The following is a 14,678-nucleotide window of genomic DNA, read 5'->3' on the forward strand; positions in this document are numbered from 1 at the left end:
AATCCTTAATCAAATCTCAAACTGAGTATATTCAAAATAACGGCTTTAAAGTTAAACGCCAAAAAGGTTCAGAGCATTTTGTGTTGTCACCTGCGCTGCCTCGTCAATTGATATGTTTTTTATCGCTGCAATTTCTTTTAAAGTCTCAACTATATAAGACGGCTCATTTCTCTGTCCTCTGTATTTTTGCGGAGCAAGATACGGACAGTCAGTTTCAACCAATAATTTGTTTACGTCAGTTTCAGAAACAACTTGTTTTAAATTCTCTGATTTCTTATATGTCACCGGTCCGTCAATTCCAAGTAAAAACCCCATTCCAATAAATATTTTTGCTTGTTTAGAGGTACCCGAGAAACAGTGTATAACTCCTTTAGGAATAGCCTTATACTTTCTAAAAAAATTAATTATTTCATCATAGGCATCTCGGCAGTGAATGATAATCGCCTTGTTATACTTAGTTGCAATATCAATTTGTTCCGCAAGAGATTCTTTTTGAATATCAATATTTCGCGACGAAGAGTCATAATGAAAATCTAAACCTATTTCGCCGACGGCTATACATTTTTTATTTTGAACTAGGGTTTGAAGCTTATAGTAATCTTGTCGCGTTGCTTCCCACGCCTCAATAGGATGAATACCAAACGATAAAAAGACATTGTCCCATTTTGAAAGCTCTAAAGCTTTATCCCAATAACGCATCTCGCAAGCTATTTCAAAAATTTTCCCGACGCCGCAGTTAAAAGCTTTTCTTATCACGACTTCTCGGTCGCTGTCAAATTTTGAGTCTGCCATATGGGCATGCGTGTCAATAATCATTTTGTTGTCTTTCATTCAATTCCTCAAATGCGACATTCTCTTTTTTCTCAAAGGACATTGTTTTGTTTTCAACGGCAGATGAAGTTCGAACTGGTTTAATATCATATTTTTAAAATAAATATCACAGCGAAATCTTTTTTCCATCGGGATTGTATTTCTCTCTCGGAACTCTTTTTAAATTTTTTACATGAATAAAATATCTCTATTTCCGCTCTGCTCTAACGTTCTTTTACTTATTTCCTGTTTCCTCAATCAAAACACATTTCTATGATTTTTCCTATACTGTTAACCGTCAACTGTCCTTTTAAAAAATAATATACAATCGCACACTTCTCCACACATATAGCCACCGATACAAGAGCTATAACGAGGACAGTTAAAATTTTGTCAATACCTCATACTTTCACAGCAGTGTTCTCTCTCTTTACGGATTACAGATACTTTCTTTTCGCCCGCCTTTTTTCACTGCATGCATTACAATAGAGAGTTATAAGTTTTTTTATTATTTTAATTTTAAAATTTTGTCTTTACGGCAACATCGCTTTAACGACTGTATTGCGACTAATCCCGCATATAGGTTTGCGATGCTATCAACATATTTATTGTGTCTCAACCTCCACTCTTGGTTCCAATACAACTAATATGGCAAAACGGTTTTTGCGGCATAATACGAAAATAGGAATAATCATTATCTTGTATCTGCTGGTCTGGACTTGCCAATCGCTATAGCTTTGTCAAAAGTAACGAAATAGAAAATAAATGCAGTTAAAATAGAATGTTTTATTTTGATTTTAAAAAAGGCGCGGGAAGAGGATTCCTGGAGATTGTAATTGTGCATTTGGAATCGAGAATCCGTTTTCAGGAATTACGGTATTCTCAAAATATTTTTTCGCCGCCTCATTTATATCGCAGCCCGCACCTGTTATTTGCCATATTTTTTCAGACACTGTAGGCATAAACGGAAGCAAGTGCATTACTATAATATCTGTCGCCTGCAAATATGCATAAATACAAGATGCAAGTTTATCTAGGTCTGTTTTTGCGAGTTCCCATGGAGCATCTGTTTCAATCTGCCTGTTTACAAGCGCAATCGCACTCTGCAAGGTTTCAGCGGCTTTATGAAGTCGCATATTGTCCATATCCGAAACAAAATTTTCTTTAAGAATTGCAGCTACCTTTTTTGCAAGCTCTAGATTAGGAACGGTTTGCGGAACATGAAGATTAAAATACTTTTCAGTCATTTTTATCGTTCTTGAAATTAAATTGCCCATATTATTTGCTAAATCAGTATTATATTTCAACGTCAGCCCCTGCCATGAAATATCGCCATCGGGACCAAACGGCATAAGAGTTACCACAAGATATCTTGCGGCGTCGACACCGTACTTGTCAACAAGTTCCTGCGGAGATATAACATTGCCTAAAGACTTTGACATTTTACTTCCATTCAAAGTAAAAAATCCGTGAGAATAAACTCTTTTAGGAAGCGGAAGTCCCGCGCCTATCAAAATTGCAGGCCAGATTACAGAATGAAACCATAAAATATCTTTAGCCATTAAATGTATGTCGGCAGGCCAATATTTCTGAAAATTCGTTTCATTTTCCGTATATCCTATTCCAGTCAGATAGTTTATCAGCGCGTCAACCCAGACGTATGAGGTTTGTTTTTTATCAAAAGGAAGTGGTATGCCCCACTCAACAGCGGTCCTTGAAAAGCTTACGTCTTCAAGACCGAGTTTCAATTTTCCTATAATTTCGTTCCTTCTCTCTTCGGGCTGTATTTCTATGTATTCCTTATGGTTGGGATTTGTTATTCTCTCAAAAAGAGCGTTTTGAAAAGCCGATAGTTTAAAAAAATAATTTTCTTCAGATTGCAATACGGGTTTTGTCTTATGAAAATGGCAGCATCCATTTTCATCTAAATCCTTTCGGGCGTAAAATCTCTCGCAGCCTACGCAATAAAGCTCTTCGTATTTTTTTTTGAATATAAGTCCTTTATCAAACAACATCTGGAATATCTTTTCAACGGAAACAAAATGTCTCCGCTGCGTAGTTCGTATAAAATCTGTATATGAAATGTTTAAAAGTTTCCATGCTTCTCTGAATTTTTCACTCATTTCATCACAAAGTTCCTGCGGTGTCTTTTCTCTTTCTTTTGCCGCTGCAGCAATTTTTGCGCCGTGTTCGTCTGTTCCAGTGAGAAAAAAGACGTCAAAACCGTTTAATCTCTTCCATCTCGCCATAATATCGGAAGTTATAGTCGTATAAGAATGTCCTATATGCGGAATATCATTTACATAATATATCGGCGTCGTAATATAAAATTTCATTCACTTTCTCTTTTATTTCCGTTGTTGATCTGGTTTGCTGCAAAAATTTTAAGCGAGTTGTCGCCGAAGTCAACAGTCACTTCTTTTTTTATACAATTAATTGCCGTAACTTTTGCTTTGCCTTCAGGCGTGAAAACGGTCGTTCCTATCTCAGGCAGCTCTTTTTTTATCGACATGTATGTGTCATTTTCATAAGAAATGCAACACATAAGTCTCCCACAAAGCCCTGAAAGTTTTGCGGTATTTATCGACAACCCCTGTTCTTTAGCCATATCTATAGTTACAGAATTAAAATCTTTTAAAAAACTCCGGCAACATAAAACTCGTCCGCATATTCCTATTCCGCCGACTATCTTTGCTTCGTCCCTCACGCCTATCTGAATCATCTGTATTCTCGTCTTTAAAGCACGTCCCAAATCTTTGATAAATTCTCTGAAATCAATTCTCGTTTCAGAAGTATAATATACAAAGAGTTTCGTTCCGTCAAAAGTATACCGGACGCATATCAATTTCATATTGAGTTTGTGTTCGTTTACTTTCTGTTCCGATACATTATATACTTTTGAAATTTTTCCTTTATTTTCAGCAAGTTTTTTTTCGTCGTCTTCAGTGGCTTTTCTTAAGACTTTGCCTATTGGACAGCTGCCTTTCGGTATATTTTTTTCTTTTTCACACACTACTCCTAATTCAATTCCGTGTTCGGTTTCAAGTATAATCCTGTCGCTCAGTTTTAAATTAAGGCATCCTATGTCAGCATATACTCTGTCTCCAGTTTCTCTAACCATAACTCCTATAACAGTCGGCATAATCGTTGCATCCTTAAGTATCTTATATTTTCTTTAAGTCTAACAAATCAAAAAATAAATTATCTAAAACTGTCCGAGGATTTATATTTTTAAGGAGTAAAGTCCTTGAATCGCTTAACAGCTCGAGAGCGGACGCGGTTTTTTGAGGATGTATTCTGAAATCCTTTCCCGCTTCGGCTATCAGTGCGTCAACGCATTCTAAAGCGCCGCTCGGTGCAATGCTTTTTGAAAGTTCCAAAATATCTGAAATATAAAAATTCCGGGTTTTAAGTTTAAACCATAAAGATTCACTCTCTTTTTTATTTCTAGCGGCGAGTTTTTCTGCATTTTCCACAGATCCTTCGCTCAATTCCGCTATTTCTCGGGCTTTGACGGCGTCCATAGAATGATTTAGCACAAGCCAACTTGATATTTCATCCAGTTCTAAAGGCTGAAAAAACAGTATCTGCGAACGCGAAACTATTGTCTGCGGTATTGTCTCCTTATGCTCTGCAATTAAAATTATAATTGTATTTTCAGGCGGTTCTTCAAGCGTTTTAAGCAGAGAATTTGCGGCGGCAGGATTCATTTTTTCAGCGGGTTCTATAATAAAAATCTTCCATTTTCCTTCGCGTATTTTTGTCGCAATTTCCTTCTGCATATATCTTATAGTTTCAATTTTCAGCGTTTTCTGTTTTTCTATATCTCCTTCCTCAAGTTCAGTCTGTTTGGCAAAATCAATAAAATGTAAATCGGGATGAATATTTTTTGTTATCTTTTCGCAGGATATGCATTTTCCGCAGGCGCCCGCATCTGTCTCAGCGAAATCATTTACAGCGCAGTTTAAAATTTTAGCAAATTCGACGGCGACGAGTCGCTTTCCTACGCCGCCTTGTCCCATAAAAATATACGCATGCGCTACTTTGCCAATTTTTACCTGATTTGAAATTATTTTTTTTACTTTTTGTTGCCCTAATATATTTTCAAACATTTACAACACCGCATCTATAATTTTTTTTATCAGTATCTGCGTATTTTTAGGAGAACTCTGTATTTTAACAATCTTTATCCGTTCAGGATATTTTTTTGCTTGTTTGAGATATCCTCTCCTAACGTTCTTATGAAAGTCTACGGACTCTCTTTCAATCCTGTCGATTTCTTTATTTAATTTTTTTACCTTATTTAAACCTTCGGAGGATGCGATATCGAGATATATCGTTAAAAACGGCGTTAATCCAAACGATGCAAGCGAGTTGAGTTTATCTATAAGCTGCAAATTCAATTTTCTTCCGTATCCCTGATACGCGACGGTAGAGTCGATAAATCTGTCGCAAATTACAACTTTTCCGTCTTTTAAAGCAGGAAAAATAAGTTCTCTAACGTGCTGCGCTCTCGCTGCCTCGTAGAGAAAAAGCTCGCTTAACGAAATAATATTTAAGTCTGGATCTAAGAGAATACGTCTTAAAGCTTCTGAACAAATAGTACCGCCCGGCTCTCTTGTAAGCAGTACTTTATAACCTTTTTCTTCAAGATGCTCTTTTAAAAGTAAAGAGTGGGTAGTTTTACCGGAACACTCTCCGCCCTCAACAGTTATAAAAAAATGTTTTTTAATTTTTTTATTCATAACACAAACCATTATTTTTAATATAAAATTCCGTCTTTCAATGTTTTTTCGTTATTGCATACTTTTCTCATAATCCGTAAAATATTTATCCCATTATACCATTTATATCATTAAACATTACTTAAGTTAAGTATAAAAGTAGTATAATAATTAGAGGAGCTTGATATGAATATTTACACTCTTATGATAATTCTTATTATTGTTGTTGTATATCTCATTGAAACAACGGCGGATTTGCTTAATGTTAAAAATATTTCAAATGATATTCCTTCTGAATTCGACGGGTATTTTGACAGGGAAAAATATGCAAAAGCCCAAGAATATCTTAAAGCAAACACAAAACTCTCAGTAATTTCATCTACTTTCTTTTCAGCGGCGCAGATTATTTTTATAGTCTCAGGTGGGTTTAATTACGTAAATACAGTAGCCGTATCTTTCAGGTTTGGAACTATTCTGACAGGTCTTATTTTTACCAGCATTATTTTTTTTGCTTCCGAAATTCTAAAAATACCTTTTTCAGCTTATTCCGTATTCGTAATAGAAGAAAATTTCGGATTTAACAAAATGAATTTAAAAACCTTTATTTCAGATTTGTTAAAATCTTGGATTATAACCGCTGTAATCGGGACTGCTGTTTTTGCCGCAGTATTATGGCTTTTTGCGAACGCTTATAATTATGCATGGCTGTACGCTTTCGCGGTTGCTGTCGCTTTTGAACTCTTTATAACTTTTATTGCTCCCGTAGTCATAATGCCGCTGTTTAACAAATATACTCCTTTGGAAAACGGCGAACTCAAAAATTCTATTGAAGAATATGCAAAAAAAGAAAATTTTAAAATGAAAGGACTGTTCAAAATGGATAGTTCAAAACGCTCGACAAAATCAAATGCGTTTTTCACGGGATTTGGGAAATTCCGCAGAATAGTTTTATTTGATACTCTTATACAAAAACATACTGTAGATGAATTAACAAGCATTTTAGCGCATGAAATGGGACATTTTAAACTTGGACATATAGTAAAATATATGGTTTCTTCATTCGTTTTAACCGGGATAATGTTCTTTGTTTTTTCACTTTTTATAAATAAGATATGGCTTTACGACGCTTTTCTTATGCAGACGCAGCCCATATATGCCGGAATAATATTTTTCTCATTTCTGTATGCACCTGTTTCTTTAATAATCTCAACGGTATCAGCTTATTTTTCACGGAAGCACGAGTATGAAGCCGACGCCTACGCTGTGACAACTTACAGAAAACCGCAAGCTATGATAGATGCTTTAAAGAAACTTTCAGTTGACAATATGTCAAATTTGCATCCTCACAAATTAAAAGTGTTTTTGGAATATTCGCATCCGCCTGTTTTGGAAAGAATTAAAGCGATAAACAAAATTGTTTCTTCTAAAAGATATTAGTTTTTCCTCATCTTGCCGAAAAAACAGTCAGGACGTTGACGTCTTTAAAATGATATGGATAAAAGTGGAGCAGGTCTTAGAGAGCGAGATTATACCGCGCCAAATTATAATATTTTATTGACAGATACGATATCCGCGCTGACAACACTTTACGGCAAACTTAAAACAGAAAAAGCGAATTTTAATATTTTTGAATGTCGGACGAATTTTTTAGCTTTATCAATTCAAAAGCTGTGCGTATAAATATAACGGAGAAACGAAATGGAAAAACTGCTTAGAGATTTGCTGTTATCCGGCGGAGTTTCAGGTTATGAAGAAGATGTCGCAAGAATTATGACAGACGCTCTTTTCAAAGTTTGCGACAGTGTTGAAACCGACAATTTCGGCAACATTATCGGAAAATCTGGCAAGGGCAAAAAGAAAATAATGATTGCAGCGCATATGGATGAAGTGGGTATGGTTGTAAAACATATCGATGAAAAAGGGTTTATATACTTTATCAAAGTCGGCGGAATAAACGATTCGATCCTTCCCGGAAAAACTGTGGAAATTATAAATAAAAAAGGCGATCATATAACTGGAATAATCGGCACAAAACCGCCGCATCTAATGACTGCCGAAGAAGCAAAACGGCCAGTTAAATATGGCAACATGTTTATAGATATAGGTCTCTCTTCAAAAGACGAGGTGCTGAAAATTATAGATATGGGCGATCAGATAATTTTCGAACCAAGCGCAGGTATTTTAAACGGCGATTTCTTTTACGGGAAAGCCGCAGATAACAGAATAAGCTGCTATGCTATGGTAAGAGTTATGGAAGCCCTTGCGAAATCAAAAGATTTAGGCGTTGAAATTTACGCATGCGCTACTGCACAGGAAGAAGTCGGTTTAAAAGGAGGTAAAACTTCATCTTTTAGAATAGATCCCGATTTTGCTATTATTATAGACACTACCGTAGCCGGCGATATGCCGGGAATTGAAGGAAAAGTTTCTGCACTAAAACTCGGAAAAGGTGTTGCCATAACAATGATAGAAGCCTCCGGCAGAGGAACAATAGTTTCCCAAAAGGTACGCAGACTTATACTTGAAACCGCTCGCAAAAACAATATTTCTCATCAAATAGATGTAATTGACGGCGGTATGACAGACGGCGCAATAATATACACAAACAGAAGAGGAGTTCTCACCGGAATTTTAAGTATCCCCACAAGATACATTCATGCTCCGACATCTGTTTTTAACATTAAAGATATAAATTCTGCTGTTGACTTGGCAGTTAAAGTAATAGAAAAGGCAGCGGAAGAGCTTTGAGTTTAAGTTTTTGTATTCTTGCAAGCGGATCAAACGGCAATTGTTCGGTAATTTGGACTGAAAAAGCCACCGTTTTGATTGACTGCGGATGCAGCGCTAAATATATAACCGAAAATCTCGCCGCTTTAGGCATATTTCCTCGAAATCTAACAGCGGCGGTAATAACGCACGCACATGCAGATCACATAAGCGCATCCGGTATAGGTTTTTTACTTAAAAATAATATTCCGATTTATCTTCATGAAGATATTTTTGAAGACGCTTTTAGAAAATATGGCAAAAAGGTTGAAGAATATATAAGCATGCCTTTTTATGAAAATTTTAAGATTGGCGATATTGCCGTCGAGTCTTTTGAGGTTTATCACAGGGACAAAAATGTTTCCCGTACGTTCGGATTTACTTTTTCTCATGAAATGAACGCGAGACAATATAAAATAGGTTATGTAACGGATACAGGCATGATCTGCGGCAAAATCATAAGGAATTTAATCAACAGCAATATTTTAGTGTTAGAATCAAATTACAACAGAATAATGCTGAATTCAAGTTTTAGGCCTTATGACAACAAGAAATGGGTAGCAAGCAGTTGGGGACATTTGGCAAACGAAGACGCCGCGAGCGCTATCGCCAAAATTAAAATGCTATCCACAGGCAGAGATAGTTTAAAATATGTTTTTCTTGCACATATAAGCAGCCATCACAACACTCATGAACTAGCTCTGCAAACGGTAAAAGAAACACTTCTAAGCAAAGGTATTTTGGGGATAAGGCTTTTTACGGCTAAAAGAAAGCGGAGATGTCCAGTAGTAAGCATAAGATAATACAGAAAAAATGAATAGTCAATTTATTATTAAAAAATAATAAATTTTAAAATGCCGATAAAACTTTTTATTTAGCTATTGCTTGCAATATAAATTAAAAATATATATTATCTATTATATCAGGTGTTTGCGCGGTGTTGTTTTCAGCGGATAACACTCCCTTGCGAAAGACGGTTAAGTTTAAAAGAAACTCAAATTAATTTGGAAAGTAAAAGCTATACGATTTGACCTTAATCACTTGAATAAAGCTAAAGGATTTAAGAATTTTGTGTATGACTAATTAAAACGAAAATAGTATTGAGCTGATGCCAATACAGGCAGAGGTATATTTTGCCGCAACGAAAAAATGTCATTAGACTTAGAGGACAATTATCTTAAGATTACATAATTTGTTAAAAAAATCAAAACAGTCAAAACAATACTGTTTTGAAAGAAGACACTAAAAAAAGAGGGAGTAAAGAAATGAAAAAGTTGACTTGTTATTGTTTAATGTTGTGCCTTACGGTTTTTTGTTTTGTTGGTTGTAAGGATAAAAAAACCGATGACGCAGCCAAAACAGGAACCGGATCAGCAGGAGCCCAGCCGCAGCAGAATGCGAATCAGGGTAAATAAAAAGGACAGAATTCTCGAAAGATACAGAGAACAAACACGGCAAAAACAATTTAATCCACCATACTTTGAAAAGCAGAGTATTTTAATTTGGCTTCCTTATTATTGGATTATTTGTTTTTGCCGGAAATAGAGAATATTATTTCTGATATTAAAAACCGGAAAACGAATATGTAAGCAAAAAGTAGGAATATAAGTTTATATATCTCACAATTAAGCCCGACCAAAAATTACTGAAATGCAAAAGAAAAATGTTGAAAGACAAATTAAAGAGCGTTAAAAAAACTTACTCTTTAAGGAATATTGATAGTGTTTGAAAAGTATAAGGCGGTAAGCTGATTGAGGGGGGCATCTATTTTTTTTATCACAAGAAATGCAGAAAGCAAAAGTACATCATACTACTATAAAGCAACATAAAAAATTTTAACTTTACTATTACTTTTTCTATTTTTTTCTATATTTTACTTATCTAATTAGAGAGCAATAAAACCTGCAATTTAATGAAAATCCGGTTTATGACAATACTGAGGTAAACTCTCTATTTTTTAGCCTTAAAAGATTCTCTTACTAATTTCACATTCCATTAGATAGTTTAATTAATTGCTTAATTTGCACGTTTATTTAGTTGTTCTTGAACATCTTGCATAATATTTTTTCACATTTAAAGTTTTCTTTTTTTGCTTCTTTTATTTAAATAATCCATTCGTATCAACTTATATTAAGTAAATTCTTTATATTGAAAGAGAGAATTTTCCGTTTATTTTCTTCGGATATATTTAAAGATTTTATAAAACCAACTTCTTTTTCTGGATTTCCAAAAGGAAAATCTGAACCATAAACTATTTTATCAAACGTGTGCTTATTAAACAGCTTGTCAAGCAGTTCTCTTTTCATAACTCTTATGCTATCAGAGGTGTCAAAATACAAATTTTTACCCGCAAGTTTTTCCAAAACTTCTTTCCATATTAGAAAACCGCCCATATGAGCGCCAATAACTTTAAGTTCCGAAAATTTTTCAAGAATTTTTATAATCCTTTCGGGAGAAGAGCGAATTTCACCTTTAGAACTCAATTCTGCTCCACAATGGAATAACACAGGAATTCTAAATTTTTCAAGCTCTTCATAAAGGGCGAAAGCTCTCTCGTCGTCAACGTAAAAATTCTGAAATTCAGGTTGCAGTTTGATACCGGACGCACTGTCTTTTATTCTCTTTAATTCTTCCTTAAATCCCTCCAAGAATGGATGCATTGAAGCAAAGAGAACAAATCTTTCTTCTTTCAGCGAAAAAAGCCAGTTGTTTATTGGAATTACTTGCTCGGTATGCGAAGCAACTGATGATATAACGCTTTTTGAGATTTCAGCTTTATCCATATATGCCAACAGATTATCTGCAACAGGCAGCGCCATCATCCTATAATTAAAAACTTTTTCAAGATAATTTCTTGCCTTACAAGCTACTTTCTCAGGCCAGATGTGATTGTGTGCGTCAATGATATCCATAAATAGTACGGGGCGCTCCTTACTTCAAAAGCATAATTGCACAGATAAGACAGATATCATCGGCGCTAGCACCTCTGCTTAAATCGCTTACAGGAAGAGCAAGTCCCTGAATTATAGGACCTAAAGCCTGAAATCCGCCGTATCTTTCCGCAATTTTATAGCCGATATTTCCAGCGTTTAATTCTGGGAAAATTAAGATATTCGCATTCCCGGCAACAAAAGAACCGGGAGCTTTTCTCTTTCCCACATTTGGCACAACAGCAGAATCAAACTGAAATTCGCCATCCACATTTACGTCATTTTGCCCTGCAAAATGGGTTTTGACAAGTTCTGTCGCTTCTATTACTTTTGATAAAATTTTGTTGCTTGCACTTCCTTTTGTTGAAAATGAAAGCATTGCGACATTTACCTGCTTGCCCGGAAAGAGCCTTTTAAAATTTCCGACCGTCGTAACAGCGATATCTTTTAAACCTAGAACCTGCGGATCTGGATTTACGCCACAGTCCGCAAATAACACGGGTTCCTTCGCAATGTTATGCCCTTTGGGCGGTATCATAAGAAAATACGAAGAAATTAGTTTAATGCCTTCGGCAATTCCTATTGTCTGAATGCCGGCTCTTAAAACGTCCGCCGTATCATAAACGGCTCCGGCGACGCAGGCATCGCATTTTCCGCTTTTTAAATACATCATTGAAAAATATAGAGGATTACTTAAAAGATTTAATGCGTCCCGCTCCGACATACCTTTTTTTATTTTCGCATCTACAAATTCTTCAATTCTTTTTTCGTCGAGAAAGCTTCTGTCTATTTTAACTATTTCAATATCTCTTAAATCCACACCAGTTTCCGATGCAATCTTTTCAACTTCTCTTACGTCGTCTGCAGGCAAGACAACCGAAGCTATATCGTCCTTTATAAGCATCTGCGCAGCCTTCAAAACCCTTATATCGGAACTCTCAGGCAGAATTACTTTGCCTTTTGCTTTTTTTGCAGATTCCAAAATATACTCTCTTATGTCCATACATATATCCCCTTAGGACGACGACAAATATAACTGTTTTTATTTATTTTTACCACTTTCCCTTATTTCTTTCCGCTTTATTTTTCCGCTTATTGTTTTTGGAATTTCTTTTACAAACTCCACAATTCTAGGATATTTATAAGGAGCGGTTGCTTTTTTAACATAATTTTGAAGTTCCGTCACAAGTTCTGGGGACGGCTCATATCCTTTTGCAAGTATAACGGTAGCTTTTACTACGGCTCCTCTCTCCTTATCCGGAACTCCGGTTACGGCACATTCAAGCACGCAGGGATGTTCCATCAAGGCGCTTTCAACTTCAAATGGACCGATTCTGTACCCTGAACTCTTTATGACGTCGTCAGAGCGTCCGACAAACCAAAGATAACCGTCTTCATCTATATATGCTATATCGCCGGTGTCGTAAATGCCGTTGTCCCAAGTATTTTTTGTCAACACTTCATCTTTATAATATCCCGCAAATAAACCTATAGGCTTCTGCTCATCTGTCCTTATTACAAGCCGTCCCTCCTGTCCAGTATCACAGGAATTGTTTTCTCCGTCAACAATATTGATCCGCCAGCCAGCGGACGGTTTTCCAACAGATCCCGGCTTTACCTCCATCCACGGAAAAGTCGCTGCAAAAACAACTGTCTCAGTTTGTCCGAAGCCTTCTTTTATTTCAAGCCCCGTCATTTTTTTAAACTGATAAAAAACTTCAGGATTTAACGGTTCGCCAGCAGTTTCGGCATATTTCAATCTGGATAAATCGTGCTTGGAAATATCTTCTTTTATTATATGCCTATAAATCGTAGGCGGAGCGCAAAATGAAGTAACTCCATATTTTGCTATTTTCTCTAATAAATCTTCAGTGTTAAATCTTTCATAATCATAAGTGAAAATGCAAGCCTCGCAGAGCCATTGTCCGTATATTTTTCCCCATGCGGCCTTTGCCCAACCAGTATCGGCTACCGTAAGATGTAAGCTTTCGGCATCTAAGTTCTGCCAAAACCGCGCAGTAATAATATGACCCAATGGATATGAAAAATCATGGCATACCATTTTAGGCATTCCCGTAGTACCTGAAGTGAAATATAATAGAGATTTGTCGTTTATATTTATCGCTTCGCTACCAGATGGTCTTTTAAAATCATCAGGAAATTTTTCAATTTCTTTGTAATATTCAACCCAGCCCTTTAAACATCCCTTTACGGAAACCACAGTTTCCAATTCAGGCAAATCTTTTTTCGCCTCGTCAACAGCGTCCGTAATTCTTTTATCTGCTGCCGCAATAATCATTTTTATATTCGCAACTTTCACCCTATATTTTATGTCTTTTACAGTTAAAAGATGCGTTGCGGGAATCATCAAAGCGCCCAATTTATGAAGCGCGATCGCACAATACCAGTACTCGTAATGCCTTTTTAACATAAGCATCACCGCATCACCTTTTTTTATCCCCAAAGATTTAAGGAAGTTCGCGGCGCGATTGCTTTCTCTTTTGATATCGTTGAAAGTGAGTATTTTTTCTTCCCCTTCTGGATTACACCATACCATCGCTTTTTTGTCAGGTGAAGTATAAGCGATTTCATCAACAACATCAAAAGCAAAATTAAAGTTTTTAGGAACCCGTATTTTACAGTTCTTTATAAAATCTTCATACGATTTATAATGAGTTTTCACATATTTATCTATTAACATTGTTTTTCTCTTTTTTTCAATAAGTCTTTAATTTCTGTATGACGGAGGCGAGATGTAAACTCATCGCTTGTGGACGAAGTAAGTTTATGCCCTGCCGCCCGAAATACATTATATCTTTATGAAACATTCTTCAAATTCCTACTGACGACCTATAAGCATTATCTCAAAGAACCACAGCTAAAAACTTTGCCGGTTTGTCGTCGATTGAAAAAATCGCGTGGTCATATCTTGAATCAAAATAGACCGAATCACCGGGGTTCAAAATGTATTCTTTTCCATCAAAAATAAGTTTAAGAGTTCCCTCCAAAATATAATTGAATTCCTGTCCTGTGTGAGAATACGCATGTTTTGATTTATTTTTTAAAGACTCAGGCGTAACTAAAAAAATTTCTGCCTTTTTATTTATAAATTTTGACGCCAAATCTTGATATTTATATTCTTTTCTTCTCTCTATGCTTAATCCCTTGCCTTTCCTTACCACATTAATTCTTTGAAGGTGCGGCTCGTCACCCGTAAGAAGCGCCGTCATTTCAACATTGTAATTACTTGAAATAACAGAAAGCACACTTATAGGAATATCTGCCTCGCCTTTTTCATACTTCAAATACATCTCCGCGTCCAAATTTATACTTTTTGCAAATTCCTCCGCAGATAAATTTGATATTTCTCTGATGGCTTTTATTCGTGTTCCTATCTGCTTCAATATTTTTGACACTTCCCCTCCTAATATCTTTAATTACAGAATGT

General features: G+C 35.8%; 14 protein-coding genes. 4 read left to right on the forward strand and 10 right to left on the reverse strand.

The window, feature by feature from the left end:
* Positions 1–51 precede the first annotated feature (51 nt).
* The 6 genes from LE179_RS03450 to tmk all read right to left on the reverse strand — a co-directional run bounded on the left by LE179_RS03450 (position 52) and on the right by tmk (position 5,555).
* Positions 52–831 carry a TatD family hydrolase gene (locus tag LE179_RS03450; RefSeq protein WP_374128976.1) on the reverse strand — a complete coding sequence of 260 codons (780 nt, stop codon included), beginning with the start codon at positions 829–831 and terminating at the stop codon, positions 52–54.
* Positions 832–960, reverse strand: a complete 129-nt coding sequence (locus LE179_RS03455; RefSeq protein WP_374128977.1) for a hypothetical protein — start codon at positions 958–960, stop codon at positions 832–834.
* Between the two features lie 647 nt (positions 961–1,607).
* Positions 1,608–3,146, reverse strand: coding sequence for a class I tRNA ligase family protein (locus LE179_RS03460; protein WP_374128978.1), 1,539 nt, complete (start codon positions 3,144–3,146; stop codon positions 1,608–1,610).
* Positions 3,143–3,952, reverse strand: a complete 810-nt coding sequence (locus LE179_RS03465) for a stage 0 sporulation family protein (protein WP_374128979.1) — start codon at positions 3,950–3,952, stop codon at positions 3,143–3,145. The genes LE179_RS03460 and LE179_RS03465 overlap by 4 nt, the downstream gene beginning before the upstream one ends.
* Before the next feature lie 22 nt (positions 3,953–3,974).
* A complete protein-coding gene (gene holB / locus LE179_RS03470; protein WP_374128980.1) occupies positions 3,975–4,922 on the reverse strand; it encodes a DNA polymerase III subunit delta' in 948 nt (315 codons plus the stop codon).
* Complete coding sequence (gene tmk, locus LE179_RS03475) at positions 4,923–5,555, reverse strand: dTMP kinase (RefSeq protein ID WP_374128981.1); 633 nt, start codon at positions 5,553–5,555, stop codon at positions 4,923–4,925.
* A 165-nt stretch (positions 5,556–5,720) separates the two neighbouring features.
* On the opposite strand from tmk, the gene LE179_RS03480 reads away from it, so the two are divergent.
* The 4 genes from LE179_RS03480 to LE179_RS03495 all read left to right on the forward strand — a co-directional run bounded on the left by LE179_RS03480 (position 5,721) and on the right by LE179_RS03495 (position 9,715).
* On the forward strand, positions 5,721–6,971 hold the full coding sequence (locus tag LE179_RS03480; protein ID WP_374128982.1) for a M48 family metallopeptidase: 1,251 nt from the start codon (positions 5,721–5,723) through the stop codon (positions 6,969–6,971).
* A gap of 261 nt (positions 6,972–7,232) precedes the next feature.
* Positions 7,233–8,282, forward strand: coding sequence for a M42 family metallopeptidase (locus tag LE179_RS03485; protein ID WP_374128983.1), 1,050 nt, complete (start codon positions 7,233–7,235; stop codon positions 8,280–8,282).
* On the forward strand, positions 8,279–9,103 hold the full coding sequence (locus LE179_RS03490) for an MBL fold metallo-hydrolase (protein WP_374128984.1): 825 nt from the start codon (positions 8,279–8,281) through the stop codon (positions 9,101–9,103). The genes LE179_RS03485 and LE179_RS03490 overlap by 4 nt, the downstream gene beginning before the upstream one ends.
* A gap of 462 nt (positions 9,104–9,565) precedes the next feature.
* Positions 9,566–9,715: a hypothetical protein gene (locus LE179_RS03495; RefSeq protein WP_374128985.1), complete on the forward strand. Its 150-nt coding sequence runs from the start codon at positions 9,566–9,568 to the stop codon at positions 9,713–9,715.
* A gap of 705 nt (positions 9,716–10,420) precedes the next feature.
* Here LE179_RS03495 and LE179_RS03500 read toward each other — a convergent pair.
* The 4 genes from LE179_RS03500 to LE179_RS03515 all read right to left on the reverse strand — a co-directional run bounded on the left by LE179_RS03500 (position 10,421) and on the right by LE179_RS03515 (position 14,646).
* Positions 10,421–11,212: an amidohydrolase family protein gene (locus LE179_RS03500; protein ID WP_374128986.1), complete on the reverse strand. Its 792-nt coding sequence runs from the start codon at positions 11,210–11,212 to the stop codon at positions 10,421–10,423.
* 19 nt (positions 11,213–11,231) lie between these two features.
* The gene (locus tag LE179_RS03505) at positions 11,232–12,233 is read right to left on the reverse strand and encodes a phosphotransacetylase (RefSeq protein WP_374128987.1); all 1,002 of its coding nucleotides are present in this window, start codon (positions 12,231–12,233) and stop codon (positions 11,232–11,234) included.
* Between the two features lie 39 nt (positions 12,234–12,272).
* Positions 12,273–13,931: an AMP-binding protein gene (locus tag LE179_RS03510; RefSeq protein WP_374128988.1), complete on the reverse strand. Its 1,659-nt coding sequence runs from the start codon at positions 13,929–13,931 to the stop codon at positions 12,273–12,275.
* Between the two features lie 163 nt (positions 13,932–14,094).
* The gene (locus LE179_RS03515) at positions 14,095–14,646 is read right to left on the reverse strand and encodes a helix-turn-helix domain-containing protein (protein WP_374128989.1); all 552 of its coding nucleotides are present in this window, start codon (positions 14,644–14,646) and stop codon (positions 14,095–14,097) included.
* Between the last annotated feature and the right edge of the window lie 32 nt (positions 14,647–14,678).

It is taken from the genome of Candidatus Endomicrobiellum agilis (assembly GCF_020328115.1).
Lineage (GTDB): Bacteria > Elusimicrobiota > Endomicrobiia > Endomicrobiales > Endomicrobiaceae > Endomicrobiellum > Endomicrobiellum agilis.

Coding starts and splice junctions, on each gene's coding strand:
- LE179_RS03450 (WP_374128976.1), bottom strand. CDS start 831: ATGAAAGACAACAAAATGATTATTGACACGCATGCCCATATGGCAGAC.
- LE179_RS03455 (WP_374128977.1), bottom strand. CDS start 960: ATGGAAAAAAGATTTCGCTGTGATATTTATTTTAAAAATATGATATTA.
- LE179_RS03460 (WP_374128978.1), bottom strand. CDS start 3,146: ATGAAATTTTATATTACGACGCCGATATATTATGTAAATGATATTCCG.
- LE179_RS03465 (WP_374128979.1), bottom strand. CDS start 3,952: ATGCCGACTGTTATAGGAGTTATGGTTAGAGAAACTGGAGACAGAGTA.
- holB (WP_374128980.1), bottom strand. CDS start 4,922: ATGTTTGAAAATATATTAGGGCAACAAAAAGTAAAAAAAATAATTTCA.
- tmk (WP_374128981.1), bottom strand. CDS start 5,555: ATGAATAAAAAAATTAAAAAACATTTTTTTATAACTGTTGAGGGCGGA.
- LE179_RS03480 (WP_374128982.1), top strand. CDS start 5,721: ATGAATATTTACACTCTTATGATAATTCTTATTATTGTTGTTGTATAT.
- LE179_RS03485 (WP_374128983.1), top strand. CDS start 7,233: ATGGAAAAACTGCTTAGAGATTTGCTGTTATCCGGCGGAGTTTCAGGT.
- LE179_RS03495 (WP_374128985.1), top strand. CDS start 9,566: ATGAAAAAGTTGACTTGTTATTGTTTAATGTTGTGCCTTACGGTTTTT.
- LE179_RS03500 (WP_374128986.1), bottom strand. CDS start 11,212: ATGGATATCATTGACGCACACAATCACATCTGGCCTGAGAAAGTAGCT.
- LE179_RS03505 (WP_374128987.1), bottom strand. CDS start 12,233: ATGGACATAAGAGAGTATATTTTGGAATCTGCAAAAAAAGCAAAAGGC.
- LE179_RS03510 (WP_374128988.1), bottom strand. CDS start 13,931: ATGTTAATAGATAAATATGTGAAAACTCATTATAAATCGTATGAAGAT.